This window comes from Pseudomonas sp. 50_B (assembly GCF_017491625.1).
Lineage (GTDB): Bacteria > Pseudomonadota > Gammaproteobacteria > Pseudomonadales > Pseudomonadaceae > Aquipseudomonas > Aquipseudomonas danubii.
On record NZ_JAFGYX010000006.1, the window covers coordinates 73,927 to 97,345 of the forward strand.

A 23,419-nucleotide genomic window follows, 5' to 3' on the forward strand; every position below is an offset into this window, starting at 1 on the left:
AGGACGGACGAACCGCGAGAGGTTACCATTTGCGACAAACTAAATACCCAAACTGGCATCACCTTTTTTCCCGCGACTGCTTCACCCGCAGGCCAGGCCACTAGCAAAAAAATGGCCGTTACAACGAAAAAACCTCTAACAGCAATGGGTGACCAGTCGCCAGGTTCAGAGCGTTATACTCCCTGGCTAAATTTTGAATTCGACACACAAGGACTCGCCCATGAAAGCGTTCGGCAAAATCCTGGGTCTGGTAATTCTCGGGCTGTTGCTGATCATCGTGGCTCTGGGCTTCGCCCTGACCCACCTGTTTGATCCCAACGACTACAAAGAAGAGATTCGCCAGATTGCCCGCGACAAGGCCCACATCGAGCTGACGCTCAATGGCGACATCGGCTGGAGCCTGTTCCCCTGGCTCGGCCTGGAACTGCACGACGCCGGCGTAGCCACCCTGGCCAACCCGACCCAACCTTTCGCCGACCTGCAGATGCTTGGCCTGTCGGTCCGGGTATTGCCGCTGCTGCGCCGTGAAGTGCAGATGAGCGATGTGCGGGTCGAAGGCCTCAACCTGCGCCTGAACCGCGACAAGGATGGCCACGGTAACTGGCAGGACATCGGCAAGGCCGCCCCTACCGACAAGCAGGCCCAAACCCCGGCCACCAGCACCGGCGAAGCGGGCCAGCCCAGCGTCGGCACAGACAAGCCTTCGCAGCCCATCCGCCTGGACATCGACAGCCTGACCGTGAACAACGCCCGGGTTGAGTACAACGATGAACAGACCGGCAAGCAGTTCACCGCCGAAAGCATCCAACTGAGCACCGGGCCAATTCACGAAGCCAGCAACACCCCGGTCAAGCTCACCGCATTCCTGGCCAGCAACCAGCCTGCCGTGCGGGTACGCACCGAGCTCAATGGCGAGCTGCGCTTCGATCGCGCCCTGCAGCGCTACCAGTTCGAAGACATGCGCCTGTCCGGCGAGGCCACCGGCGATCCGCTGCAAGGCAAGACCGTGACCTTCGCCGCCCAGGGCCAGCTGTTGCTGGACAAGGCCGCCAACGTCGGCCAGTGGACCGGTTTGAAAATCTCCCTCAACCAGTTGCGCGCTCTGGGCGAACTCAAGGTCAATGACCTGGACAAGACCCCGCAGATCAGCGGCGGGCTCTCCATTGCCCAGTTCGACCTGGCGAAATTCGTCGACAGCATCGGTCAGACCCTGCCGGCCATGGCCGAAGGCAGCCTGAGCAAGGTCGAGCTGGTCAGCCGCCTGCAAGGCACGCCCAGCAGCCTGGCCCTGGAAGACCTGAACCTGAAGCTCGACGACAGCACCTTCAGCGGACGCCTGGCGATCGAGGATTTCGCCAAGCAATCCCTGCGCGCCCAGCTCAAGGCCGACACCTTCAACGTCGACCGTTACCTGCCGCCCAAATCGGCCGAAGCCAACAGTGCCGCCACGGCGCGCAAGGCCGAAGTGCAAAGCAGCGAAGCCGACGCCATGGCCGGCGCTGGCACCACACCGCTGCCCAGCTCGCCGACCAAGGGCGCCTGGAGCACCGACAAACTGCTGCCGGTGGAGCGCCTGAACAAGCTCGACGTCGACGCCGACCTGAGCTTCGGCCAACTGATCCTGGACAAGCTGCCGATCCAGAATGCCGCGCTCAAGGCCAGCGGCCAGGGCGGCCTGCTCAAACTGTCCAGCCTGCGCGGCGAGCTGTACAACGGCAGCTTCGAGGCCAGCGGCAATCTCGATGTGCGCCAGAGCGCACCGCAGCTGAGCCTGCAGACCAAGATCAACCGCGTGCCGGTGGAACGCATCCTCGAAAGCCAGGGCCAGAATCCTCCGGTCAAAGGCCTGGTGACCCTGAACAGCAACCTCAGCGGCAGCGGCAACAGCCAGAAGGCGCTGATCGACAGCCTCAACGGTACTGCCAGCTTCGTCATCAACAACGGTGTGCTGCTCAACGCCAACATCGAACAGCAGCTGTGCCAGGGCATCGCGGTGCTCAACCGCAAGAACCTCAGCAGCACACCACGGGGCAAGGACACACCGTTCCAGGAGCTCAAGGGCAACCTGACGTTTCGCAACGGCGTGGCCAGCAACCCGGACCTGAAAGTGCGCATCCCCGGCATGACCGTCAACGGCAATGGTGATATCGACCTGCGGGTGCTGGGCATGGACTACCGGGTCGGCATCGTCGTCGAGGGTGACCTCAGCGATAACCCGGACCCGGCCTGCCAGGTCGGTGAACGCTTCGCCGGCGTTGAACTGCCCCTGCGCTGCCGCGGCCCACTGGAGCTGGGGGCCAAGGCCTGTCGTTTGGACAAGGACGGCCTGGGCCAGGTAGCCGCCAAGCTGGCCGGTGACCGCCTGCAACAGAAGATCGACGAAAAACTGGGTGACAAGGTCAGCCCGGAACTGAAGAACGCACTCAAGGGGCTGTTCAAGCGATGAGAGCCGAGGCCTTTGCACCGGCGGTGCTGGACTGGTACGACCGCCATGGTCGTCATGACCTGCCCTGGCAGCAGGACATCAACCCGTATCGGGTGTGGGTGTCGGAGATCATGCTGCAACAGACCCAGGTCAGCACCGTACTCAACTACTTCGACCGCTTCATGGCCTCGCTGCCCACGGTGCAGGCCCTGGCCGAAGCCCCGGAAGACGAAGTGCTGCACCTGTGGACCGGCCTGGGCTACTACACCCGGGCGCGCAACCTGCAAAAGACCGCGAAGATCGTCATGGCCGAGTACGGCGGCGAGTTTCCCCGGGATGTGGAAAAACTCACCGAGCTGCCGGGCATCGGCCTGTCCACCGCTGGCGCCATCGCCAGCATCAGCATGGGCCTGCGGGCGCCGATCCTCGACGGCAACGTCAAGCGGGTGCTGGCACGCTTCACCGCCCAGGAGGGCTACCCGGGCGAACCCAAGGTGGCCAAGCAGCTGTGGGCCACTGCGGAACGCTTCACGCCCCACAGCCGGGTCAACCACTACACCCAGGCGATGATGGACCTGGGGGCGACCCTCTGCACCCGGAGCAAGCCCAGCTGCCTGCTGTGCCCCCTGGAGCGAGGCTGCGAAGCCCACATGCTCGGCCTGGAAACCCGCTACCCGATTCCCAAGCCACGCAAGGAGGTGCCGCAGAAGCGCACCCTGATGCCATTACTGGCCAACCGCGAAGGCGCCATCCTGCTTTATCGGCGCCCCTCCAGCGGCCTCTGGGGCGGGTTGTGGAGCCTGCCGGAACTGGATGGCCTGGACGACATCCCGCACCTGGCATCGCAGCACTCCCTGGAGCTGGGCCAGCAACAGCAGATGCCCGGCCTGGTCCACACCTTCAGTCACTTCCAACTGGCCATCGAGCCCTGGCTGATCCGGGTCGAAGAGTCGGCCCTGCACGTCGCCGAGGCCGATTGGCTCTGGTATAACCTCGCCACCCCGCCGCGCCTGGGCCTTGCCGCCCCGGTGAAGACACTGCTCAAACGCGCGGCCGAAGTCTTGAATGCAGGAGAGTCGTCATGACCCGCACCGTAATGTGCCGCAAATACCAGGAAGAACTGCCGGGCCTGGAACGCCCCCCGTACCCGGGCGCCAAAGGCCAGGATATTTTCGAACACGTCTCGGCCAAGGCCTGGGCCGACTGGCAGAAACACCAGACCCTGCTGATCAACGAAAAGCGCCTGAACATGATGAATGCCGAAGACCGCAAATATCTGCAGGGCGAGATGGACAAATTTTTCTCCGGCGAGGAATACGCCAAGGCCGAAGGCTACGTGCCACCGGCTGAGTAAAACCCGCACAAAATCGGGGGCGGAACGTAAGCGGCGGTAATAATTAAACTTTTTTTCAAAACTTGCTTGACGCCCCCCTGAAAAACCCGTTTAATGCGCCCCGTTGCCCAGATAGCTCAGTCGGTAGAGCAGGGGATTGAAAATCCCCGTGTCGGCGGTTCGATTCCGTCTCTGGGCACCACCTTAAGCTTTCAGGTGGTGTTTACATCACGTGAAAGCAACCAAGAAACCCGCCTAGTGCGGGTTTTTTGTTGCCTGAGATTTAGCCCCTCCCCGTAAAACCTGCATCGCCAAGAGTGTCGCACCCCGACAGAAATACCCCGATACCCCATGACCCAACTCAAGTCGTGACTTGCTGGCACTCTCCTCAGTTTGCCAATCCGTCAGGCTGCCCTCTGTGGAGGTTCATATGAGTCAGGCAATTACGGGGAACAATCCGGACACCCACCTTCTTCCGCTGATCGACTGCCTCGGCGAGCTGATCCGTCAATCGCGCCGACAGGCACTACGCGCTGTCGATACGTTACAGGTACAAACCTGCTGGCAGATTGGCCGGCATATCGTAGAGTTCGAGCAAGGGGGTGCTGAGCGGGCAGCCTATGGAAAGCGTCTGCTGCCAGAGCTGGCAAAAGTACTGAGCGCGGAGTTTGGCAAAGGCTTCGACGCTACCAACCTGCGGCATATGCGGGGATTCTTCCTGAGCTTCGAAAAATGCGACGCACTGCGTCGCGAATTGAGCTGGACCCACTATCGCTTGCTGCTAAGGGTCGAAAGCCAGCACGCTCGCCAGTGGTACATGCATGAAGCCGCGACACAGGGCTGGTCAACCCGAGCCCTGGAACGCCAGATCGGCACGCTCTATTACGAACGCCTCCTGAGTAGCCAGGATCGCGCACCCGTCGAGCAAGAGGCGGCCATCAAGATTCAAGCCCTGAGCAAGACTCCCAGAGAGTTTGTCCGCGATCCGGTACTGCTGGAGTTTCTTGGAGTACCCAACGCCGCCAGCCTGCTGGAGAACGATCTGGAGCAGGCGCTGATCAATCAGTTACAAGCCTTCCTGCTTGAACTGGGCAAGGGCTTCGCCTTTGTTGCTCGCCAACAGCGCATCAGCACCGAGAGCAAAGACTTCTACCTCGATCTGGTGTTCTACAACTACCTGCTCAAATGTTTCGTGGTCTTCGATCTCAAGCGTGGCGAACTCGGCCATCAGGATATTGGCCAGATGGATATGTACGTGCGCCTTTACGATGAACTCAAGCGCGGGGCGGACGACGGACCTACAGTGGGCATCATTCTGTGCACACAAAAGGACGAATCCGTGGTTCGTTATTCCGTGCTGCACGGGCATGAACAACTGTTTGCCAGCAAGTACAAGCTGATACTGCCCAGCGAAGAGCAACTGCGCGATGAACTGGACCGCGAGCGAGCCAGGATCGAAGAACGCCTACTGGCGCAAACTGACCAAACGCTTCCCAGAAGTTCATAAGCGCCTCAGATGCTCTCAGGCCAGTTTGAAGGCAGCCAGAATCCTATCGATCCTGGCCGCATTTACGCATTACCTGCATCCGCCGATCAGAAGGCCTTATCCGCCCACTCCAGCGCCTGCCCCTGGGCCACATCGAGCAGGGCCACGCCATCACCGAGCAGCAGCGAGGCGATGTCGGCGATCTGGAACAGGTCGCTGGAGTCAGCCGTTTGCGCGGTCATGCAGGACAGGCTGTTCATCAGTTTGTGAAGGGCACGTATGCGCTGATCGGCGCAGGCCAGGAGATCGACCAGGGGCGCATAGGGATTGATCAGTAGGACGGGGTTGTCCGCTGGCGTGTGTTGAAGAGGGATGTATCCGTTCATTGGTGACACTCCTTGTGTATGAGGAGCTACCACCCCACTTCCTACCGGCCAGGTGGCAGCTGCACGCGGGGGTAGGAACCGGTCACAAGATCCGGCCACGCCGAAGCGTGCCCGCGTACAGCCGCCATAACGCATAGGCAGCAAACAGCACCCAAAGCGCTGGGTGCTGGTACGCATCTTATGATCGGGTTCCTACGCCCGGCCGCTGATTTGGCAGCGACCGGCGCAGAGTAAAGAGCAGGTCCGATCAGCGCAAGCCCTCACCTGGTGACTGAAAGCAACCAGTCCACTCAGTGTTTGTGCCGATGATGAACATCGGGGAAGTGTGCATGGCTATGCCGGATCGGCGCGTGCTCATGGGGATGGCTGTGGGGCTCCGAGCCGTCCCACTCAAAGCCGTGTTCATGCTGGTGGTGCTCGTCATGCCTATGGCGATGGTTGTGCGCGAGAGGCTCGTGCTGATGCTCGTGAACGTGGTGTTCCATCAAGTGAATCCACACGCCGATGGCCATCAGTGCCGCAGCCAGCAGAAACCACAGGGAAACCGACTCGCCGAGGATCAGAATCGAGAGCGCTGCGCCAAGGAAAGGCGCCGTGGAGAAGTAGGCTCCGGTGCGCGCACTGCCCAGCCCTCGCAGGGCCAGGACGAACAGCACCAGGCTGACGCCGTAACCCAAAAAACCCACCAGCAGTATCGGCCCCAGCGTGGCAGCAGCAGGCAGTTGCGCGCCAACAAGCAACGCCAGGCCGGCATTGACCACCCCCGCCACCACCCCTTTGCTGCCGGCAATGAACAGCGCATCGGACGCCGAGACGTTACGGGTCAGGTTGTTATCGATGGCCCAGCACAGGCAGGCGAAGGCCACCGCCAGTGGCCCCAACCAGTCATCAGCGCCGGCGTGCTGCTGCGGCCATGACAGAACGATCCCGCCCAACACGATGGCGAGCATGCCGAGCACGATCCGGCGATCGGCGTTCTCCTTGAACACCAGCCACGCCAGCACCGCGGTGAGTACCGACTCCAGGTTGAGCAGCAACGAGGCGGTGGCGCCTGCGGTCCGCGTCAGGCCGAACATCAGCGCGACCGGCGCCAGCACTCCGCCAAACAAAATCGCCCCCAGTAGCCACGGCCACTCGCGCGCCGTCAGCCTCGTCGGTCGCCAACCCCGATCGCGAACGCAACGGACAATGGCCAGGCCGATGCCACTGCCCAGGTACAGCAGCCCAGCCAGGAGCATCGGCGGAACGTCCAGCCCCAGCAGCTTGGCCAACGGCGTACTGGCGCCGAACAAGGCGGCGGCCGCCAGCGCATAGAGAACACTCAAGTTCATGGTCGGATCACCCTTCAGGCTCATTGCAAGATGCTGAACAGGATGACCCTGGCGGTGTAGAAATGCCGTGAATCAACCTACAACCGATCGGCAAGCCTCAGCTTCCAGGGGACGCTGCGCGTCCCAGCGGGAGCAAGCTCCCTCGCCACAGGTACAGCGCCTGCCCTTGGCTGACTGGCATTACCGCCTAGAGCGGCTTTTTCACTGAGCATGGCTCTGCAGTTTCAGCCGCCTTGCTGCACCGTACCGACCTCAGCATGCAGCTTTATACCCAATGCGCCCATGACCTTCATGATGGTCGCCAAACTGGGGTTGCCATCAGCTGATAGGGCCTTGTAAAGCCCCTCGCGAGTCAGGCCAGTATCTCGGGCTAGCTGCGACATCCCACGCGCTCGCGCGATATCACCCAAGGCCGCAGCCAGCAGCACGGGATCGTTCTCCTCCAGACAGGCTTCAAGGTAAAGAGCCATGTCCTGTTCAGTCTTCAAGTGATCGACTACATCCCACTTGCTCAGTTTTATCTTGGTCATCTCATCCTCCTAGAGCTCACGGGACAGCCTGATGGCAATCCTTATATCAGCGGCCTGAGTCGCCTTGTCACCACCAGCCAGCAGAACAATCACTTCATAGCCGCGCTGCACGAAATACAGTCGATAACCCGGCCCATAATCTATCCGCAACTCAGATACCCCCTCACCCACCGGCTTGCAGTCACCCAAAACCCCCAACTCCACTCGACGAAGTCGAGCTTTGATCCGAGCCTGTGCCCGAGCGTCCCTCAGCCTGGCAAACCACTGGCTATAACGCTCTGTCTGAATAAGCGCGTGCATGCACAAAATGTAAACCACAGTTTACATTTCATCAATAATGAGCACCCCCTCTCCGACAAAGCGTCCACATCACAACTCAATAACACCAGACCCATAAAAAAGGCCTGGATCGAAATGGAGCCAGGCCTCACAGGCAAACATCAGCAAGTCACCACTTGCTCGCATAGCAGCCTCAGCCAGAAGCGGCATCCATCAACACCTTGAGCGCCGCATCGGCCTCGACGCGTTGTGCCTGGGTGGGTTTGCCGGCAAATTGGCTGCGCTGCTTGTTGAGGGTCAGGTAGGCGTTGTCGCCATCGCCCCAAATGTAGGAGTAAATCAGCAGGAAACTGTCGGAGCCGGACTGGCAGTAAGGGGCGACGCTGCGCAGCGGCGCCAGCAGTTGGATCATCTCGCCATAGTTGTCGGTGAACTCCAGCAGGGCGAACTGCCAACGACCGGTCTGCGGATCGTATTGGGAGGAGCCGCCAGTGCCCGCCCACATTTGCACCACTTCCTGCAGGCTGCGCGCACCGGAATCCTGCAACCACTCGGCATCGACCCGGGCCGAGCCGTACATGTCCTTGCTGTCGAACCACTTCTGCCAATCGCTGTAGGAAATCGCCGGACGTGGCGGCGCAGCCATGGCTTGGGCGTACTGCTCGGGGGTCATGTTGCAACGCAGATACACCGAGGAAGGCTCGCTCGCCTGTGACTGCCCGGTCGCAGCCAAAAGCGCTGCCAGCGCCAGCCCTGTCCATGAGCGAAGTTGCATGGTTGCCGTTCCTGATCGTTCGAGAAAAGGCCGCCAGTCTACCGGCGCCGATCGACGCAGAGGGCCTGCCCTCTGCCGCAGAATCCGATCAGCACCGAACGCCAGCATACAAGCTCAAGCAAGCGCCTGCGCCGCCTGCCAATGCTTCATCTCCTCAGCGATAAAGTGCTGCACCAGATCGCTGTACAGCTTCTCGATGGCATCCGCGCTCAGGCCTTCGGCCTCGGCCCATTCGCGGCGGGTGGCGAGCATCGCCTTGAAGCGCTCCTCGGCCCGCACGGTGGCCGCCGAGGTCTTGAACTTCGACGCCGCCAGCACGTACTTGAAACGCGCACCCAGCAGTGCGATTACCGCCCGATCCAGGGTGTCGATTTCCCGGCGGATATCTTCCATGCCCTGGCATTGTTCCGGGCTCATCTGTTGCTTTACTTCCATGCTCAAGGCTCCATCGACGTCCAGGGATACCCGGCTTCGGCCGGGCCCGGATTATTCCCATGGCGGCGCATCGGAGTAAAGTTGCGGGCTCGCGCCCATTCGACTGCCAAGGAACTGCTCGCGTGAACCAGAAGAGAACCCGAGTCCGCCTGCCCCACCCCAAGCCCGGCAAAACCGGCAGGGGGGCCTGGGTATTCCTGCTGATCGGTGGCGTGCTGCTGGCACTCACCGCACTGCTGGGCTGGACCCTGGTAAGCGCGCTGCAGGACGGCCTGATCGCCACCCGCAACCGCGCCGGCCCCAAGCTCGTCTACAGCCAGGCACAACAACCGACCCAGTTCTATATCGAGCTGCTCTGGCAATGCACCAGCACCCTGTTGCTGGGCGCACTGGCCGTTGCCACGCTGTGGATCGGCCGGGTATTAATGGGCGCACAAAAAAACATCGCTGATGCCGGATGCCGCTCCGGCATAGTGCAGCCGCCCAGGAACAACCGCCCATGTCCCTGCTGTCCTCCCCCGAACTGCCTGCCACCCGCCCCGCCGCTGCCGGTCCAGATTCAGGTGCAGGTGCAGGTGCAGGTGCAGGCCCCAGCGCAACCTTCAGCGAACCGGCGGCGGATGGCGTTCTCCTCGGCGGCTTCACTTGGCGCCACCCATCAGCCGATCCAGCACGGCCGGTGGTGATCATCAACGCCGCGACCTCGGTGCGCTGCCGCTACTACTTCCGCTTCGCCGACTACCTGTTCGCCAACGGCTTCGACGTGATGACCTATGACTATCGCGGCATCGGCGAGTCGCGTCGGGGCTCGCTCAAGGGGTTCAAGGCGTCCTGGTCGGATTGGGGCGCACTGGATTTCGAAGCCATGCTGCAACGGGCCCAGCGCGAGTTTCCCGGACAGCCGATCGATGTGGTGGGTCATAGCTTCGGCGGCTGCGCCGTGGGCCTGGCCGCCTCCGCCGGGGTGATCCGTCGCGTGGCCACCATGGGCGCGCAATTCGCCTACTGGCGTGACTACGAGCCCCGGCTGCGCTGGCGCATGCTGGGCAAATGGCATGTGTTGATGCCCCTGCTGACGGGCCTCTACGGCTACTTCCCCGGCAAGCGCCTGGGCTGGATGGAGGACACACCTGCCGGGGTGGTCCGCGACTGGGCCACCCCGCACCCACGCTACGAAGGCCGCCCCAGCGGCCGCAGGCTGGCCGCAAAGCGTAGTGGGCAGCCCTTCGCCCAGGTCAGCGCAGCGATCCTCGCCATCAGTGTCAGCGACGACCCCTTTGGCACCGTGACGGCCATCGAGCGGCTACTGGGCTACTTCAGCAACAGCCCACGTACACATCTGCGCCTTCACCCCGAGGACATCGGCGAGGCCGAGATCGGCCATTTCGCCTTCTTCCACAGCCGCTTCGAAAGCCGGCTCTGGCCGCTGCTGCTGCACTGGCTGCAGCACGCCAGCCTGGCCCCGAGCAGCCCCGGGCAACAGCTGATGCTGGAGCGCTGATCAGGCAAAGGCGTTGATGAACCAGGTGATCAGCGGGATCGCCACAATGTCGATCAATACCGCACCGCACAGCGGCACGATGATGAAGGCCTTGTAGGAAAAGACCTTGTAGTGATCACAGATCGCGCCCATGTTGGCCACCGCATTGGGCGTCGCCCCCAGGCCGTGCCCCATGAAGCCGGCACACAGCACCGCCGCGTCATAGTTGCCGCCAAACAGGCGGAACAGCAGGAACACACACAGCAGCACCATCACCAGCACCTGCACCACCAGGATCACCAGCAGCGGCAGGCCGAGCTGTTCCAGCTCCCAGAACTTCAGGCTCATCATGGCCATGGTCAGGAACACCCCCAGGCATACGTCGCCCAGGGTGCTCACTGCGCTGTCGGGGATGTCGATGATTCGCGCCCGGTCATTGAGGTTGCGCAGGATGATCGCCACGAACATCGCCCCCACGTAGCTCGGCAGCACAATGCCCAGGTGTTCGTTCAATGCGCTGCCGATCCAGAAGCCCAGCACCATGATCAGCAGGACGCAGGTCAGCAGGCGCAGCAAGGTCGGCGCATCCAGAGGCGCCACCGAGCCCTGGGCGGCGCTTTCCAGGTGCTGCAAAGTGCTGACCTGATCGGCCTGGATCTGCAAGCGGTTGCGCTCGATCAGCCAGCGCGCCAGCGGGCTGCCCAGCAGGCCACCGGCAACCATGCCGAAGGTGGCCGAAGCCAGGGCCGCCGTGGTGGCGCCCACCGCCCCGAGGTTTTCCGCGATGGGACCAAAGGCCGCCGCGGCGCCAAAGCCGCCCTCCAGGGACACCGCACCGGCCATGATGCCCAGCAGCGGATCGATGCCCAGCGCCTTGGCCGCACCGACACCCACCAGGTTCTGCAGCAGCGCCAGGGACCAGCAAGCCCCCAGGTAGACGAACAGGATCTTGCCGCCACGACGCAGCAGGCCGAGGCTGCCCCCCAGGCCCACGGTGGTGAAGAACGCCACCATCAGGGGCGTCTGGATCGCGGTGTCGAGCTTGATCGCCAGCAGTTGCTGGTCGCGCAGCAGCCAGACGATCAGGGCAAAGCCGAAACCGCCGATCACCGGCGCCGGGACACAGAGCTGGGTCAGCCAGCGGCTGCGTTTCTTCAGCTGGGCTCCCACCCCCAGCAGGATCAGGGCCAGCGCCAGGGTGGTCAGCGCGTCCAATTCAAAAGTCGGCATGGCAAACATCTCTTCTTGTCATTGTGGTGTTGCGCGGCGAGGGGCGTGCCCCTCAGTGAATCAGGCTGGCCAATAGGCGCGCGGCCACGCGGGCGGTGCGCTGGTCCTGGTCGAGCCCGGGATTGAGTTCGGCAATGTCGGCTACGCGCAATTTGCCGCTGGCCCGAGCGTGGCGTACCAGGTGCTCGACCACTTGCACGTCCACTCCGTGGGCCGAGGGTGCACTGACGCCGGGAGCCTGGCTGGCTGGCAGCACATCCAGGCAGATGGTCATGTACAGCACGTCGATACCGTCGAGAAAAGCGTCGAGGCAGGCCTCGATGGCCGGCAGGTTCCAGCCCTGCATCTGCCGGTCCAGCAGGTAGCGCACATTGAGCTCCCGGGCCTGCTCGAACAGCGCCTGGGTATTGCTCAACTCGCTGACCCCCAGGCAGCAATACTCGAAGGGCATGCCGGCCTGTCGGCAATACTCGGCGATCTGCCGGAACGGCGTGCCGGAACTGCTTTGCGGTGCCTGACGCAGGTCGAAGTGAGCGTCGAAATTGAGAATGCCAATCCGCGGACAGGGCTGTTGGCGGCGCAGGTAATCGGCCAGGCCACTGAAGCTGGCAAAGGCGATTTCATGACCACCACCCAGGCCCAGGGCCAAGTGCCCCTGTTCGAGCAACTGGCCGAGGCGATTGGCGTAGAGCTGCTGGGCGCTTTCCAGAGCGTGGCCGTTACAGGCCACGTCCCCGGCGTCATACAGCGGGCCTCGGCCGTGCCAGGCCAGGTTGGCCAGGGCCGCGCGCAAGGCCGCCGGCCCCTGGCTGGCACCGGTACGCCCCTGGTTGCGCTTGACCCCTTCGTCACAGGCCAGCCCGAGCAAGGCAACACCCGCCGGCTGCTGTTCACTCCAGGGCTGTACCCACTGGTGCCAGCGCCGGGCGGCCAGGCCTTCGGCCAGGTCGATACGACCCTGCCAGAGGTGCATGGGGGCGGTAGTGATCATGGTCTTGCTCCAGTCAATTCAATCCAGTCGGGCACTCAGGCGCTGAGCGGCTTCGCGGGTCCAGCGGATCAGCCGCTCACTGCGCTGTTCGGCGCGGAACGCCGGGGCCATGAGGCTGATGGCGCCTTGCAGGCGGTCACGGCTATCGAGCAAGGGCGCGCTGACACCCCAGATGCCGTGGTCGATCTCGCTCAGGCTCACGGCATGCCCGGCTGCGCGAATCGCCGCGTAGCTTTCCAGGTACGCGGCGACATCCGCTTCCTCGACGCCCCGCTGGCGCAGGATCGACAAGCACAGCTCAGGCTCCATGTAGGCCAGCAACACCTTGGCCGAGGCGCCCAGCAGCAGCGGCTGCGCCAGGCCCTTCTGGTAGCAGCAGCGCAGGGGCTGCGGGCTGTCCACCAGTTCAATACAGATCGCCTGCCCGTTGCTGGGTACCATCAGCGCGACGCTTTCCTGGCTGAGCTCGGCCAGGCGGTTGAGCTCCGGTTTGGCCAGGGTCACCAGCAGGCCTTCGCGGTCGAACTTCTTCGCCAGTTGCAGGCAAGTGGGCCCGGGCAGGTAGCGGCCCTGGCCATTGTCCTGGGCCAGCCCCCAGCGCAACAGGGTCTTGAGATGGCGATAGGTACTGCTCAAGGGCTGCTGCAAGTTCAGCGAAAGCTCCTTGGCGGACATGGCCTCCGGGGATTGCCCCAGGGCCACGAGTATTTGCAGCAGACGGTCAGTGGGCGTGTGGTAGTTCATAGCGGCCTCTTGCAGCCATGGTGCATGGACTTTCCCGGCAAATGAAATCAGATTCCCAAGCAGTGGGAAAAGACTGCAAAAAACCTTCGGCAAAAGCACACCGCTGCAATAGCCCGCGGCTCATACAGGATCGACGGTGCCCGCCAAGAGACCATGGCGGGTGCCAGCGCGGTGATTTGCTGGCATCCTCTCCCGCCTGACTGGCCGCTCGCCTGGTATCTGCGAGCGCCACCCCTTTGTGCAACAAGGTAAGACGCCCATGGCATCGATCGACAAACAACACAAACGTGCCGCCCGGGCAAAGGCCAAGGCCAAGCAAAACCGCGCCAAGCGCACAGCCCCCACCTCGGAGCTGGAACTGGACCCCAACGACAGCCGCATCGACTTCGAATCGGTAGACCTGACCGAGCTGTTCGTGAAAATGCGTGACGCTGAGAAAACCAGCCAGCAAGCGCTGTGCACGGTGTTCCTCGCGGACCCGCTGCTGGAGCTGGTCTACGAGCAGGAGGGCGAACAGGGCGCCACGGATTTCATCCTGGCGGCACTGATCGAATACCGTAACTGGTCCACCGAGGCCGACGAGGCCACGGCCCTGGCCTGGATCGAGTCCGAGGCCTTCCAGGCCGACTACCTGGCCGCATCCCAGGCACTGTTCAGCGCCGAGGGCTGAGTTTCTTCCGGGCATGAAAAAGGGCGCATTCAGCAATGAATGCGCCCTTTTCCGTTTCAGCTAAACAGCCTGGCGTGATGCTCAGGCCGCTTCCAGCCGAGGGATTTCCATGCCGATGCGCGAGCTGGCGAAGTTCAGGTCGCCGCTGGCGATGGACTGGGCCTTGAAGCCCGAGCCGATCAGGTCGCGAACATACAGCTTGTTGTACATGAACATGAACACCAGGTTGCTCAGGCCGAAAGTGAACATGGCCAGCAGGAACATGATGGCGGCCCATTTCCAGTCGGCGCGGAACAGTGCCGGGATGAAGCCGAAGAAGAACACGGTCCAGGAGAAACCAACTGGCGCTTCCTTGATGGCTCCGGTGTTCGGGTTTTTGAAGATGATTTTAGTGAACGCCATGCGCGTCTCCTTGCCGCCCTTGTTTGAGAGACCAATGGCCGGGCGATCACCATTGAACCCTGAATGCTCGTTCTTCGAACCGGGACTGTCGGGCATGCCACAGGCAGGCGCTGACAATCAGGAACCAGGGCTAGTGCGCACGGATCAAGGGAAAGAGGCGGTAGGAGGATTCAGTACCCCGACAAGCATTCAGTCCCTTGCAATACAGCGCTATTCCCTAGCTCCTCTCACGCTGGCACGCAAGAGCTCTTATCGAAGAGCGCGCAGGCTACTATTTCGCCTGCATGCTGTCCATGAAACGCCATGTAACAAGTGAAAAATCCAATAAAAAAGGCCGCGGTCAATGCTGACAGCAGCCGTTTTGTCACTCAGAACGCCAACTTTTCAGCAGCCTCTGCCGAATCCTTCGTCATCGCCTGGTGGAACTGCTCGGCACTGATTTCGCTGAGCGTGGTGTAACCGTCGTAATGGTAAAAACGCTGTTTGTCCCGTGCATAGCGGTCCGCGAGAAACTCCAGGCTGGCCAGGTCGATGCGCTTGGCACTCACCGGGCGCCGGCCACAGAACAGCTTGCGCGTGCCCAGCTGCAAGAAGTCCGGATGGGGAACCCTCACTTCTTCCGGGCTGAACTCCACCTCCAGCGCCTTGCCGGCAGAAAACATCTGCGTCGCGCTGAAGGCGTAGCTGCCCATGAAGCGCGTGTGGGCCGGGTCGAGGTTCCTTTTTCTTTCGCTGTAGTAGTACACCGCGCCCTTATCCCTGGCCCAGCCATGCCCACAAGACTCGAAGCTGGCCAGATCCGCCTTACCCAGCGGCTCAGGCGCCTGATAAAAGACCCTGTGGCAAAAAACCGTCTGGCCATCGGTTAGATAGGGCCCACCCAGGGCACGGTACTGATCGACGGAGGCTGAAGAAAATCGCTCCGGCACCTGGGTCTCGGCACGATGAAAGGGGATCAGGTACAAGCCGTTGGCATCACCGCACAGGTGCGTGTCCAGCAGCTTGAAACTGCCGGCATCCAGACCATTGATAGCGCGACCATGAAAGTGCACCTGGTGCCCCAGCTCAAACCCCAAGCCGATGGAGCGCAGGGCGGGCGTTGTCGACGCTGGCTCACAGGGCTTTTGCAAACGGTGCCACCAGTAGCCCTGCAGCTGCGGGTGAGCCTCGAAGAACGCAGCCCACTCCTGCAGCATCCCGTCATCAATCACCCCAGCCGAACCGAGAGGGCCGTGCTTGTCGCCCACCAGCACCGGTGAATGGTTGTACTCACCGCGCTCCAGCCGGGCCACCACAAAACTCTGCACATCCACGTCCAGCGGCTTGTTGAACAGATAGGCGCGCTGCTCGTCGGCGTAGTAATGAAACCCCAGGTGGCGAAAACTCGGAGCATGGGCCCCGCGCAAGCGGGTGCCATTGCAGTAGACAAACTGGTCGTCCACGGCCACGTACGGGTCCGGCGTTTCACTGCGACTCAAGACTCGTCCCGCAGCATCGAACACCGACTCAACGCGGTTCAGCAAGCGAAAGTCGCCGACATAACGCAGGGTCTTCCCGGTCAGGAAGTAGGCCCGTTGGGCGTCCTTGGCGTAGCGCTCATTGAGCACACAGAACGTCGTCAGATCGGCCTTGTCGATGCGATAGAAATACTCGTAGGCAATACTGGAGCCCTGCTGCGCCTGGACGATCACCGAATGCCCATCGGTGCCCCAGCGCCGGGCCAGCATGTGAAAACCGTCCGGATTGGCAATCGGCAACGGCGAACCGTCCTTCTGGTGCAGCGGCACGCCGCCCCGGCAGACCTGATCATTGATCACCTGATAAGCCGGATGGTTGGTGCCACGCACCCGGTCCTCGGCGCTGGCGATCACCCGTGCGCCCAGGAAGACCTTGGCGCCGTCACTGAACAGCACCGCAGATGAAGGCCAGTCCTCCGGCACCGGGTCCAGCAGCGCCAGACGCTCTGGGTGTGCGTCCTCGATCAGCGCCAGCCCATAGTCGTGACAGAAGTAGGCCCGCTGGTGATCGCTCCAATGGTCATGGCCCAGGCTTCGCAACCCGCGACACACGCGCATCGGCAACGCCTGCAACGGGTGGTAGCCGTAACGTTCGAAGTAACGGGGCAAGGCATAGTAATCGGCCCGGGCATCACGCAGCAGGTGCCGATGAACACGATGGCGCCAGAGCGGCTCGCCCTCTACCAGAGGGGAAACCGGGTATTGCTCGGCTGCGGCCTGAGAAGCCTGCTCAGCCGGCGTCCGCCCCTCACGCTGCAGCATGAGGTACACGTCCCGGGCCCGCTCCTCCACCAACAGCGCCCCCTCCATAAAGGCAAACCCCTGATGCCATTCAAGGTCGAGCTTTTCCCACTCGGCAAAATCCATATCCAAGCCCTTCATCGCCACATCCCAAGCTGACCGAGCGGTGGATTATCAGTAGGCGACCTGCGAGCGTAAAGCGCCCCGACGCCAGACCGCGACTGAGCATCAGCCCGCCACAAACAGACATGCTACCTCGTATTCGGACATGAAAAAGGCCGCGGTCATCTCTGAGCGCAGCCTTTTTCCACAAGCAGTGAATCAAACCGTCAGTTCAGCGCCAGAGCCCCGCTGCGCTCGGCCTTGCGCCGACGGGCCACCAACAGGCCCGCAGCGATGACGATGACACTGAGCAGGCCAGTGGCGAGGATCTCCACCCGATGCTCTTCCTGGAACAGCATGATGCCCAGGATCGCCACGATGAACACGATCACCGCGTAGGTCAGGCCTGGGAACAGCCACATGCGGAAGGCGATCTTCTCACCGACGGCCATGCGTTTCTGGCGCATGCGCAGTTGCGATACGGCAATCACCAGGTAGACCAGCAAGGCGATGGCGCCGGAACTGGCCAGGAGGAACTCGAACACCGCAGCCGGCGCTACATAGTTGGCGAATACCGCAAGGAAGGCCGCAGCGGTGGACAGGATCACCGCCCAATATGGCGTGCCGCTGGCATTGGTGCGCTTGGCGACCGCTGGAGCATCGCCCCGCTTACCCAGGGAGAAGAGCATGCGCGAGGCGGTGTAGAGCGCCGAGTTCAGGCAACTGGTCACGGCCACCAGCACCACCAGATCGACGATCAGCTTGGCGTTGGGAATGCCCATGCGATCGAGCACGGTCTGGTAGGAACCGACCTGGGCCAGGCTTGGGTCGTTCCACGGCACCAGGGCCACGACGATGAAGATCGACACCAGGTAGAACAGACCGATCCGCCAGATCACCGAATTGGTGGCCTTGGAAATCTGTTTGCCCGGGTTGTGGGATTCCGCCGCAGCGATGGTGACGATCTCGGTCCCCATGAAGGAGAACATGGTGGTCAGCATGGCCGCCAACACCGCGCCCATGCCGTTGGGCATGAAGCCTTGGGTGTCCACCAGGTGCGAGACGCCGCTGACCTGGCTGCTGGGCAGCAAGCCACAGATGGCGGCAAGGCCGAGGATCACGAAGCCGATGATGGCCACCACCTTGATCAAGGCGAACCAGAACTCGAACTCGCCGTAGTTCTTCACGCTGAACAGGTTGGTAGCGGTCAGCAGCAGGGTGATCACCAGGGTGAAGACCCAGATCGCCACGTTGGGGAACCAGGCATGCAGGATGGTTGCAGCGGCGTTGGCTTCCAGCGGGATCACCAGCACCCAGAACCACCAGTACAGCCAACCGATGGTGAAACCGGCCCAGTGGCCAATGGCCCGATCGGCGTAGGTCGAGAACGACCCGGTGTCCGGCGAGGCGACGGCCATTTCCGCCAGCATGCGCATCACCAGCACCACCAGGGTGCCGGCGGCGGCGTAAGCCAGCAGCACGGCCGGACCGGCCTCGGCGATGGCGTGGCCGGAGCCGACGAAGAGACCCGCGCCGATAACGCCGGCGATCGACAGCATGGTCACATGCCGTGGTTTGAGCCCCTGTTCGAGGTCATTGGAGAGTTGCGTACCGCTCATGAAAAGCACCTTTGCAACGAAAAAAGAGTCACTCCACCCGGTCTGCATTCGTTCTCGTAAAAAGAATTCAACAGGGCGTTCTTTATTTCGCACGCAAGAATTGCGCCAAAATGTTACAGAGTCCCGGACAACAGGGCTTGGCGAGCCGACCGATGGAAATCCCAAGTCATTGAGAATAATGGTATTTCGCCACTTCGTTACCGGGCGACTCACTTTGTAGGACGAAACAGCGCACCAGAAACACACCCCCAAAGTGCGTGATGCACAATTAGGAAGCAGATCCATGACCTTTGGCCCGTTAACCCTTCCAACACCCGGCCAAAGCTGGCACCATCGCGCCTTTTTTTACGCGACACCTACCGGATTTCAGGCGAATTCAGGGTTCAAACGGGCGTTCGGTTGTTGATGGGGCGACAGTCTTCTGTGCTGATGCGACAACCTGCCACATACCCTCTGTTTACCTCCGGTAGCGCTGTTGGCTGCGCTTGGAACCCTATGCTAGCTTGGCGCCTCGCCAGGAAGGCCGCCAACAGCAGGAGCACAATGAACTCTATGAGGACCGCACATGGCTGAGGCCACGCCCGCGCTTGAAATCCGCAACTTGCACAAACGCTACGGCACTCAGGAGGTACTCAAAGGTATCTCGCTGACCGCACGCGACGGTGACGTGATATCGATCCTGGGTTCCTCCGGCTCCGGCAAGTCCACTTTCCTGCGTTGCATCAACCTGCTGGAAAACCCGCACCAGGGCCAGATCCTGGTGGCCGGCGAAGAGCTCAAGCTCAAGGCCGCGAAAAACGGCGAGCTGGTGGCCGCCGACGGCAAGCAGATCAACCGCCTGCGCAGCGAAATCGGGTTCGTCTTCCAGAATTTCAATCTCTGGCCACACATGAGCGTGCTCGACAACATCATCGAGGCACCGCGCCGGGTGCTGGGCCAGAGCAAGGCCGAGGCCATCGAAGTGGCCGAAGCGCTGCTGGCCAAGGTCGGTATCGCCGACAAGCGCCACGCCTACCCGGCCCAGCTGTCCGGCGGCCAGCAGCAACGCGCCGCCATCGCCCGGACCCTGGCGATGCAACCCAAAGTCATCCTGTTCGACGAGCCGACCTCGGCCCTGGACCCGGAAATGGTCCAGGAAGTCCTCAACGTGATCCGCGCCCTGGCCGACGAAGGCCGTACCATGCTGCTGGTCACCCATGAAATGAGCTTTGCCCGCCAGGTCTCCAGTGAAGTGGTATTCCTTCACCAGGGCCTGATCGAAGAGCAGGGATCGCCACAGCAGGTCTTCGAGAACCCGCTTTCGGCACGCTGCAAACAATTCATGTCCAGCAACCGCTAACGGAGCTACACGCATGCAGAGCTATAAGAAGATCCTCCTGGCCGCTGCCGTCACTCTGGCTTTCAGCGCCAGCGCTGCCGCCGAGACCCTGAAAATGGGCATCGAGGCCGCCTACCCACCGTTCAACAACAAGGATGCCAGCGGCCAGGTGGTCGGCTTCGACAAGGACATCGGCGACGCCCTGTGCGCCAAGATGAAGGTCGAATGCACCGTGGTCACTTCCGACTGGGACGGCATCATTCCGGCCCTGAACGCGAAGAAGTTCGACTTCCTGATCTCCTCGCTGTCGATCACCGACGAGCGCAAGCAGGCGGTGGACTTCACCGACCCGTACTACTCCAACAAGCTGCAGTTCATCGCCCCTAAAGACAAAACCGACTTCAAGACCGACAAGGCCTCGCTCAAGGGCAAGATCATCGGCGCGCAACGGGCGACCCTGGCCGGCACCTGGCTGGAAGACAACCTGGGTGACGACATCACCATCAAGCTCTACGACACCCAGGAAAACGCCTACCTGGACCTGACCTCTGGCCGCCTGGACGCGATCCTGGCCGACAAGTACGTCAACTACGAGTGGCTGAAAAGCGAAGCCGGCAAGCCTTACGAGTTCAAGGGCGACCCGGTTGAAGAAAGCGACAAGATCGGGATTGCCGTGCGCAAGAAAGATCCACTGCGCGAGAGACTCAACGCCGCCCTGAAGGAAATCGTGGCCGACGGCACTTACAAGAAGATCAACGACAAGTACTTCCCGTTCAGCATCTATTGATACTGACTTGCCTGACCGGCGCCTGCCCCCTGGGCGCCGGTCCTTAGCAAAGCCATCCAGACCCCATGAATATCGATCTCTACGGATTCGGCCCGGCGCTCGCCGCCGGCGCGCTGATGACCGTCAAGCTGGCCCTCTCGGCATTGTGCCTGGGGCTGGTGCTCGGTCTGCTCGGCGCCTTGGCCAAGACTTCTCCGTACAAGCCGCTGCAATGGCTTGGCGGCGCTTATTCGACCCTGGTGCGCGGCGTTCCCGAGCTGCTCTGGGTCCTGCTCATCTACTTCGGTACGGTCAACCTGATGCGTGCCCTGGGCGAGTTCTTCGGCAACCCCGATCTTGAACTCAATGCCTTCGCCGCCGGGGTGATCGCCCTTGGCCTGTGCTTCGGCGCCTACGCCACCGAAGTGTTCCGCGGCGCGATCCTGGCCATTCCCAAGGGCCACCGTGAAGCCGGCATGGCCCTGGGCCTGTCGAAATGGCGGATCTTCACCCGGCTGATCATGCCGCAGATGTGGCGCATCGCCCTGCCGGGCCTGGGCAACCTGTTCATGATCCTGATGAAGGACACCGCCCTGGTGTCGGTGATCGGCCTGGAAGAAATCATGCGTCACTCGCAGATTGCCGTGACCGTTTCCAAGCAGCCGTTCACCTTCTATATGGTCGCCGCCTTCATGTACCTGGGCCTGACCGTGCTGGCCATGACCGGCATGCACTTCCTGGAAAAACGCGCCGCTCGCGGCTTCGCAAGGAGCGCCCAATGAACTGGGAAGTGATCATCAAATGGCTGCCAAAGCTGGCTCAGGGTGCAACCCTGACCCTGGAGCTGGTGGCCATCGCGGTCATCGCCGGCCTGCTGCTGGCGATCCCCCTGGGCATCGCCCGCTCATCACGGCTGTGGTACGTGCGCGCCCTGCCCTACGCCTACATTTTCTTCTTCCGCGGCACACCGCTGCTGGTACAGCTGTTCCTGGTGTACTACGGGCTGGCGCAGTTCGATGCGGTGCGTGAAAGCGCACTGTGGCCCTATCTGCGCGATCCGTTCTGGTGCGCCACCGTGACCATGACCCTGCACACTGCGGCCTACATCGCCGAGATCCTGCGCGGTGCGATCCAGGCCATCCCGCCGGGTGAAATCGAGGCCGCGCGGGCCCTGGGCATGTCCCGACCCAAGACGCTGTTCTACATCATCCTGCCGCGCGCTGCGCGCATCGGCCTGCCGGCCTACAGCAACGAAGTGATCCTGATGCTCAAGGCCAGTGCCCTGGCCAGCACCGTAACCCTGCTGGAACTGACCGGCATGGCACGCACCATCATTGCCCGCACCTACCTGCCGGTGGAGATTTTCTTCGCCGCCGGGCTGTTCTACCTGGTGATGGCCTACGTCCTGGTACGCGGCTTCAAGCTGCTGGAACGCTGGCTGCGAGTCGACGCCTGCCAGGGACGCTGACCTTCCCCCGCTCCCGCCCGGGAGCGGGCCTGCCCGGACCCACCGCCCATGCCCTCGATCCTCCAAGGCCCCGCGCTGCTCGATCGCTTCCAGGCCCTGGACGGCTTCCTGCTTGAACACCAGGCGCTCTGGCGCCCGCGCCCGTTCCACCATCTGCAACTGCCGTGGGAATCCACTCATCCCGAACTGGCCCAGTGGCTAAGCCAACGCTCCCTGGAAGACGCCGAAGCCGCCCACAACCATCCGCAGCAGCTCCAGGCGCCGGCGCCCTTTGCCCAACTGGCGGAGCAGGCCCAAGCACTCGGCGCGCTGGGCGAACTTCCCATAAAGGCACTGCCCGCGCCTCACCCGCGCCTCAATGTCGACGTGCCCGGGCGCAAATGGCAGCAGATCGAAGCCTTCGCCGCCTGCCTGCAATTCGACCGCGCTCCGACTCACTGGCTTGACTGGTGCTCCGGCAAGGGCCACCTCGGCAGGCGTCTGCTGCAACCCGGGCAGCAACTGACCTGCCTGGAATACGACCCGGCGCTGATCGACAGTGGCGAGCAACTGAGCCGGCACCACGGTTTGCCCGCGCGTCATGTGCAACAGGACGTGCTGGCCGATGACACGCCCCAGCAGCTCTGCGCCGAGCACAGTCCGGTGGCCCTGCATGCGTGTGGCGATCTGCATGTGCGCTTGATCCAGCTGGCCAGCCAGCAGGGTTGTCCACAGCTGGCCATTGCCCCGTGCTGCTACAACCGCACCCGCGCCAGCCACTACCGGGGCTTATCCACAGCGGCCCAGGCCTCGCGCCTGGAACTGTCCCTGGAGGACCTGGCCCTGCCCATGAGCGAAACCGTCACCGCCGGCGCTCGGGTCCGGCGCCAGCGCGACCGCTCCATGGCCCGGCGCCTGGCCTTCGACCTGCTGCAACGGCAAGTGCGCGGGGTCGACCAATACCTGCCAACGCCTTCGCTGCCCAGCCACTGGCTGGACAAACCCTTCGCCGACTACTGTCGCGACCTGGCCGCCCTCAAGGACTTATCCACAGTCGATTGCCAGGATTGGGCCGCGCTCGAAGCCGCCGGCTGGCAGCGCCTGGCCCAGGTGCGCAACCTGGAGCTGCTGCGGGGCCTGTTCCGCCGCCCGCTGGAATTGTGGCTGGTGCTGGACCGTGCGCTGTTCCTGCAAGAACAGGGCTACGCCGTGCGCCTCGGAACCTTCTGCCAGGCTCCCTTGACCCCGCGCAATCTGCTCCTGCTGGCAGAGCGCCCTTAACCGCCTGCTACGACAACTCCGACCCATGCTCGTTGTGCATAACCACCGCGGCCAGTGACCTCACCAACGGACGTCGGATACCCCATGGGTCACCCGCAAGCCATTGAAAGTCGCCGAGCCAGCCGGGGAAG

23 protein-coding genes and 1 tRNA gene are annotated in these 23,419 nt (G+C 62.4%); 12 read left to right on the plus strand and 12 right to left on the minus strand.

All coding sequences use genetic code 11. The annotated features are described in order from the left end of the window. Positions 1-220 precede the first annotated feature (220 nt). The 5 genes from J5M73_RS10410 to J5M73_RS10430 all read left to right on the plus strand — a co-directional run bounded on the left by J5M73_RS10410 (position 221) and on the right by J5M73_RS10430 (position 5,265). A complete protein-coding gene (locus tag J5M73_RS10410) occupies positions 221-2,446 on the plus strand; it encodes an AsmA family protein (RefSeq protein WP_102862729.1) in 2,226 nt (741 codons plus the stop codon). Next, positions 2,443-3,510 (plus strand): A/G-specific adenine glycosylase, encoded by a 1,068-nt coding sequence (gene mutY, locus J5M73_RS10415; protein WP_102862728.1) that lies wholly within the window; start codon positions 2,443-2,445, stop codon positions 3,508-3,510. The genes J5M73_RS10410 and mutY overlap by 4 nt, the downstream gene beginning before the upstream one ends. After that, positions 3,507-3,779 carry an oxidative damage protection protein gene (locus J5M73_RS10420; RefSeq protein WP_047301095.1) on the plus strand — a complete coding sequence of 91 codons (273 nt, stop codon included), beginning with the start codon at positions 3,507-3,509 and terminating at the stop codon, positions 3,777-3,779. The genes mutY and J5M73_RS10420 overlap by 4 nt, the downstream gene beginning before the upstream one ends. A 105-nt stretch (positions 3,780-3,884) precedes the next feature. Further along, positions 3,885-3,960, plus strand: a tRNA-Phe gene (locus J5M73_RS10425). A 228-nt stretch (positions 3,961-4,188) separates the two neighbouring features. After that, positions 4,189-5,265 carry a PDDEXK nuclease domain-containing protein gene (locus J5M73_RS10430; RefSeq protein WP_207815536.1) on the plus strand — a complete coding sequence of 359 codons (1,077 nt, stop codon included), beginning with the start codon at positions 4,189-4,191 and terminating at the stop codon, positions 5,263-5,265. 86 nt (positions 5,266-5,351) lie between these two features. Here J5M73_RS10430 and J5M73_RS10435 read toward each other — a convergent pair whose 3' ends face one another. The 6 genes from J5M73_RS10435 to J5M73_RS10460 form a co-directional block, all read right to left on the minus strand. After that, the gene (locus J5M73_RS10435; RefSeq protein ID WP_207815537.1) at positions 5,352-5,630 is read right to left on the minus strand and encodes a hypothetical protein; all 279 of its coding nucleotides are present in this window, start codon (positions 5,628-5,630) and stop codon (positions 5,352-5,354) included. 290 nt (positions 5,631-5,920) lie between these two features. After that, positions 5,921-6,961 carry a DMT family transporter gene (locus J5M73_RS10440; RefSeq protein ID WP_207815538.1) on the minus strand — a complete coding sequence of 347 codons (1,041 nt, stop codon included), beginning with the start codon at positions 6,959-6,961 and terminating at the stop codon, positions 5,921-5,923. Between the two features lie 224 nt (positions 6,962-7,185). Continuing rightward, positions 7,186-7,491: an addiction module antidote protein gene (locus J5M73_RS10445; RefSeq protein WP_060842214.1), complete on the minus strand. Its 306-nt coding sequence runs from the start codon at positions 7,489-7,491 to the stop codon at positions 7,186-7,188. A gap of 9 nt (positions 7,492-7,500) precedes the next feature. Further along, the gene (locus J5M73_RS10450) at positions 7,501-7,791 is read right to left on the minus strand and encodes a type II toxin-antitoxin system RelE/ParE family toxin (protein WP_207815539.1); all 291 of its coding nucleotides are present in this window, start codon (positions 7,789-7,791) and stop codon (positions 7,501-7,503) included. A 172-nt stretch (positions 7,792-7,963) separates the two neighbouring features. Beyond that, on the minus strand, positions 7,964-8,545 hold the full coding sequence (locus tag J5M73_RS10455) for a hypothetical protein (RefSeq protein ID WP_207815540.1): 582 nt from the start codon (positions 8,543-8,545) through the stop codon (positions 7,964-7,966). Between the two features lie 114 nt (positions 8,546-8,659). Next, on the minus strand, positions 8,660-8,980 hold the full coding sequence (locus J5M73_RS10460) for an isochorismate lyase (RefSeq protein ID WP_102862725.1): 321 nt from the start codon (positions 8,978-8,980) through the stop codon (positions 8,660-8,662). Between the two features lie 499 nt (positions 8,981-9,479). Here J5M73_RS10460 and J5M73_RS10465 point away from each other — a divergent pair, with 499 nt between their 5' ends. Continuing rightward, positions 9,480-10,481, plus strand: coding sequence for an alpha/beta fold hydrolase (locus J5M73_RS10465; RefSeq protein ID WP_207815541.1), 1,002 nt, complete (start codon positions 9,480-9,482; stop codon positions 10,479-10,481). On the opposite strand, the gene gltS is transcribed toward J5M73_RS10465, so the two are convergent. The 3 genes from gltS to J5M73_RS10480 are packed head-to-tail and all read right to left on the minus strand — an operon-like array spanning position 10,482 to position 13,425. Further along, positions 10,482-11,690: a sodium/glutamate symporter gene (gene gltS / locus J5M73_RS10470; protein WP_102863055.1), complete on the minus strand. Its 1,209-nt coding sequence runs from the start codon at positions 11,688-11,690 to the stop codon at positions 10,482-10,484. Positions 11,691-11,742: 52 nt separating this feature from the next. Next, entirely contained in the window at positions 11,743-12,681 is a 939-nt protein-coding gene (gene hutG, locus J5M73_RS10475; RefSeq protein WP_207815543.1) for a formimidoylglutamase, read from the minus strand. A gap of 18 nt (positions 12,682-12,699) precedes the next feature. Continuing rightward, on the minus strand, positions 12,700-13,425 hold the full coding sequence (locus J5M73_RS10480) for an IclR family transcriptional regulator (RefSeq protein ID WP_207815545.1): 726 nt from the start codon (positions 13,423-13,425) through the stop codon (positions 12,700-12,702). Between the two features lie 259 nt (positions 13,426-13,684). Here J5M73_RS10480 and J5M73_RS10485 point away from each other — a divergent pair, with 259 nt between their 5' ends. Then, positions 13,685-14,095, plus strand: a complete 411-nt coding sequence (locus J5M73_RS10485; RefSeq protein ID WP_102862720.1) for a hypothetical protein — start codon at positions 13,685-13,687, stop codon at positions 14,093-14,095. Between the two features lie 81 nt (positions 14,096-14,176). Here J5M73_RS10485 and J5M73_RS10490 read toward each other — a convergent pair whose 3' ends face one another. The 3 genes from J5M73_RS10490 to gabP all read right to left on the minus strand — a co-directional run bounded on the left by J5M73_RS10490 (position 14,177) and on the right by gabP (position 18,476). After that, positions 14,177-14,497: a hypothetical protein gene (locus tag J5M73_RS10490; RefSeq protein WP_102862719.1), complete on the minus strand. Its 321-nt coding sequence runs from the start codon at positions 14,495-14,497 to the stop codon at positions 14,177-14,179. Between the two features lie 368 nt (positions 14,498-14,865). Next, a complete protein-coding gene (locus J5M73_RS10495; RefSeq protein ID WP_102862718.1) occupies positions 14,866-16,896 on the minus strand; it encodes a DKNYY domain-containing protein in 2,031 nt (676 codons plus the stop codon). Between the two features lie 188 nt (positions 16,897-17,084). Beyond that, positions 17,085-18,476, minus strand: coding sequence for a GABA permease (gene gabP / locus J5M73_RS10500; RefSeq protein WP_102862717.1), 1,392 nt, complete (start codon positions 18,474-18,476; stop codon positions 17,085-17,087). A 565-nt stretch (positions 18,477-19,041) separates the two neighbouring features. Between gabP and J5M73_RS10505 the strand changes: the two genes are divergently transcribed. The 5 genes from J5M73_RS10505 to J5M73_RS10525 all read left to right on the plus strand — a co-directional run bounded on the left by J5M73_RS10505 (position 19,042) and on the right by J5M73_RS10525 (position 23,288). Further along, a complete protein-coding gene (locus J5M73_RS10505) occupies positions 19,042-19,815 on the plus strand; it encodes an ABC transporter ATP-binding protein (protein WP_102862716.1) in 774 nt (257 codons plus the stop codon). A 13-nt stretch (positions 19,816-19,828) separates the two neighbouring features. After that, positions 19,829-20,581: an ABC transporter substrate-binding protein gene (locus J5M73_RS10510; RefSeq protein ID WP_102862715.1), complete on the plus strand. Its 753-nt coding sequence runs from the start codon at positions 19,829-19,831 to the stop codon at positions 20,579-20,581. 65 nt (positions 20,582-20,646) lie between these two features. Then, on the plus strand, positions 20,647-21,342 hold the full coding sequence (locus J5M73_RS10515; protein WP_016963587.1) for an ABC transporter permease: 696 nt from the start codon (positions 20,647-20,649) through the stop codon (positions 21,340-21,342). Then, the gene (locus J5M73_RS10520; protein ID WP_016963588.1) at positions 21,339-22,028 is read left to right on the plus strand and encodes an ABC transporter permease; all 690 of its coding nucleotides are present in this window, start codon (positions 21,339-21,341) and stop codon (positions 22,026-22,028) included. The genes J5M73_RS10515 and J5M73_RS10520 overlap by 4 nt, the downstream gene beginning before the upstream one ends. 48 nt (positions 22,029-22,076) lie before the next feature. Further along, positions 22,077-23,288 (plus strand): methyltransferase, encoded by a 1,212-nt coding sequence (locus J5M73_RS10525; RefSeq protein ID WP_102862714.1) that lies wholly within the window; start codon positions 22,077-22,079, stop codon positions 23,286-23,288. The last annotated feature ends 131 nt before the right edge of the window (positions 23,289-23,419 follow it).

Coding starts and splice junctions, on each gene's coding strand:
- J5M73_RS10525 (WP_102862714.1), top strand. CDS start 22,077: ATGCCCTCGATCCTCCAAGGCCCCGCGCTGCTCGATCGCTTCCAGGCC.
- J5M73_RS10465 (WP_207815541.1), top strand. CDS start 9,480: ATGTCCCTGCTGTCCTCCCCCGAACTGCCTGCCACCCGCCCCGCCGCT.
- J5M73_RS10410 (WP_102862729.1), top strand. CDS start 221: ATGAAAGCGTTCGGCAAAATCCTGGGTCTGGTAATTCTCGGGCTGTTG.
- J5M73_RS10445 (WP_060842214.1), bottom strand. CDS start 7,491: ATGACCAAGATAAAACTGAGCAAGTGGGATGTAGTCGATCACTTGAAG.
- J5M73_RS10455 (WP_207815540.1), bottom strand. CDS start 8,545: ATGCAACTTCGCTCATGGACAGGGCTGGCGCTGGCAGCGCTTTTGGCT.
- J5M73_RS10510 (WP_102862715.1), top strand. CDS start 19,829: ATGCAGAGCTATAAGAAGATCCTCCTGGCCGCTGCCGTCACTCTGGCT.
- J5M73_RS10495 (WP_102862718.1), bottom strand. CDS start 16,896: ATGAAGGGCTTGGATATGGATTTTGCCGAGTGGGAAAAGCTCGACCTT.
- J5M73_RS10520 (WP_016963588.1), top strand. CDS start 21,339: ATGAACTGGGAAGTGATCATCAAATGGCTGCCAAAGCTGGCTCAGGGT.
- J5M73_RS10435 (WP_207815537.1), bottom strand. CDS start 5,630: ATGAACGGATACATCCCTCTTCAACACACGCCAGCGGACAACCCCGTC.
- J5M73_RS10485 (WP_102862720.1), top strand. CDS start 13,685: ATGGCATCGATCGACAAACAACACAAACGTGCCGCCCGGGCAAAGGCC.
- J5M73_RS10505 (WP_102862716.1), top strand. CDS start 19,042: ATGGCTGAGGCCACGCCCGCGCTTGAAATCCGCAACTTGCACAAACGC.
- gltS (WP_102863055.1), bottom strand. CDS start 11,690: ATGCCGACTTTTGAATTGGACGCGCTGACCACCCTGGCGCTGGCCCTG.
- J5M73_RS10420 (WP_047301095.1), top strand. CDS start 3,507: ATGACCCGCACCGTAATGTGCCGCAAATACCAGGAAGAACTGCCGGGC.
- J5M73_RS10490 (WP_102862719.1), bottom strand. CDS start 14,497: ATGGCGTTCACTAAAATCATCTTCAAAAACCCGAACACCGGAGCCATC.
- J5M73_RS10515 (WP_016963587.1), top strand. CDS start 20,647: ATGAATATCGATCTCTACGGATTCGGCCCGGCGCTCGCCGCCGGCGCG.
- J5M73_RS10430 (WP_207815536.1), top strand. CDS start 4,189: ATGAGTCAGGCAATTACGGGGAACAATCCGGACACCCACCTTCTTCCG.
- mutY (WP_102862728.1), top strand. CDS start 2,443: ATGAGAGCCGAGGCCTTTGCACCGGCGGTGCTGGACTGGTACGACCGC.
- J5M73_RS10440 (WP_207815538.1), bottom strand. CDS start 6,961: ATGAACTTGAGTGTTCTCTATGCGCTGGCGGCCGCCGCCTTGTTCGGC.
- J5M73_RS10460 (WP_102862725.1), bottom strand. CDS start 8,980: ATGGAAGTAAAGCAACAGATGAGCCCGGAACAATGCCAGGGCATGGAA.
- J5M73_RS10450 (WP_207815539.1), bottom strand. CDS start 7,791: ATGCACGCGCTTATTCAGACAGAGCGTTATAGCCAGTGGTTTGCCAGG.
- hutG (WP_207815543.1), bottom strand. CDS start 12,681: ATGATCACTACCGCCCCCATGCACCTCTGGCAGGGTCGTATCGACCTG.
- J5M73_RS10480 (WP_207815545.1), bottom strand. CDS start 13,425: ATGAACTACCACACGCCCACTGACCGTCTGCTGCAAATACTCGTGGCC.
- gabP (WP_102862717.1), bottom strand. CDS start 18,476: ATGAGCGGTACGCAACTCTCCAATGACCTCGAACAGGGGCTCAAACCA.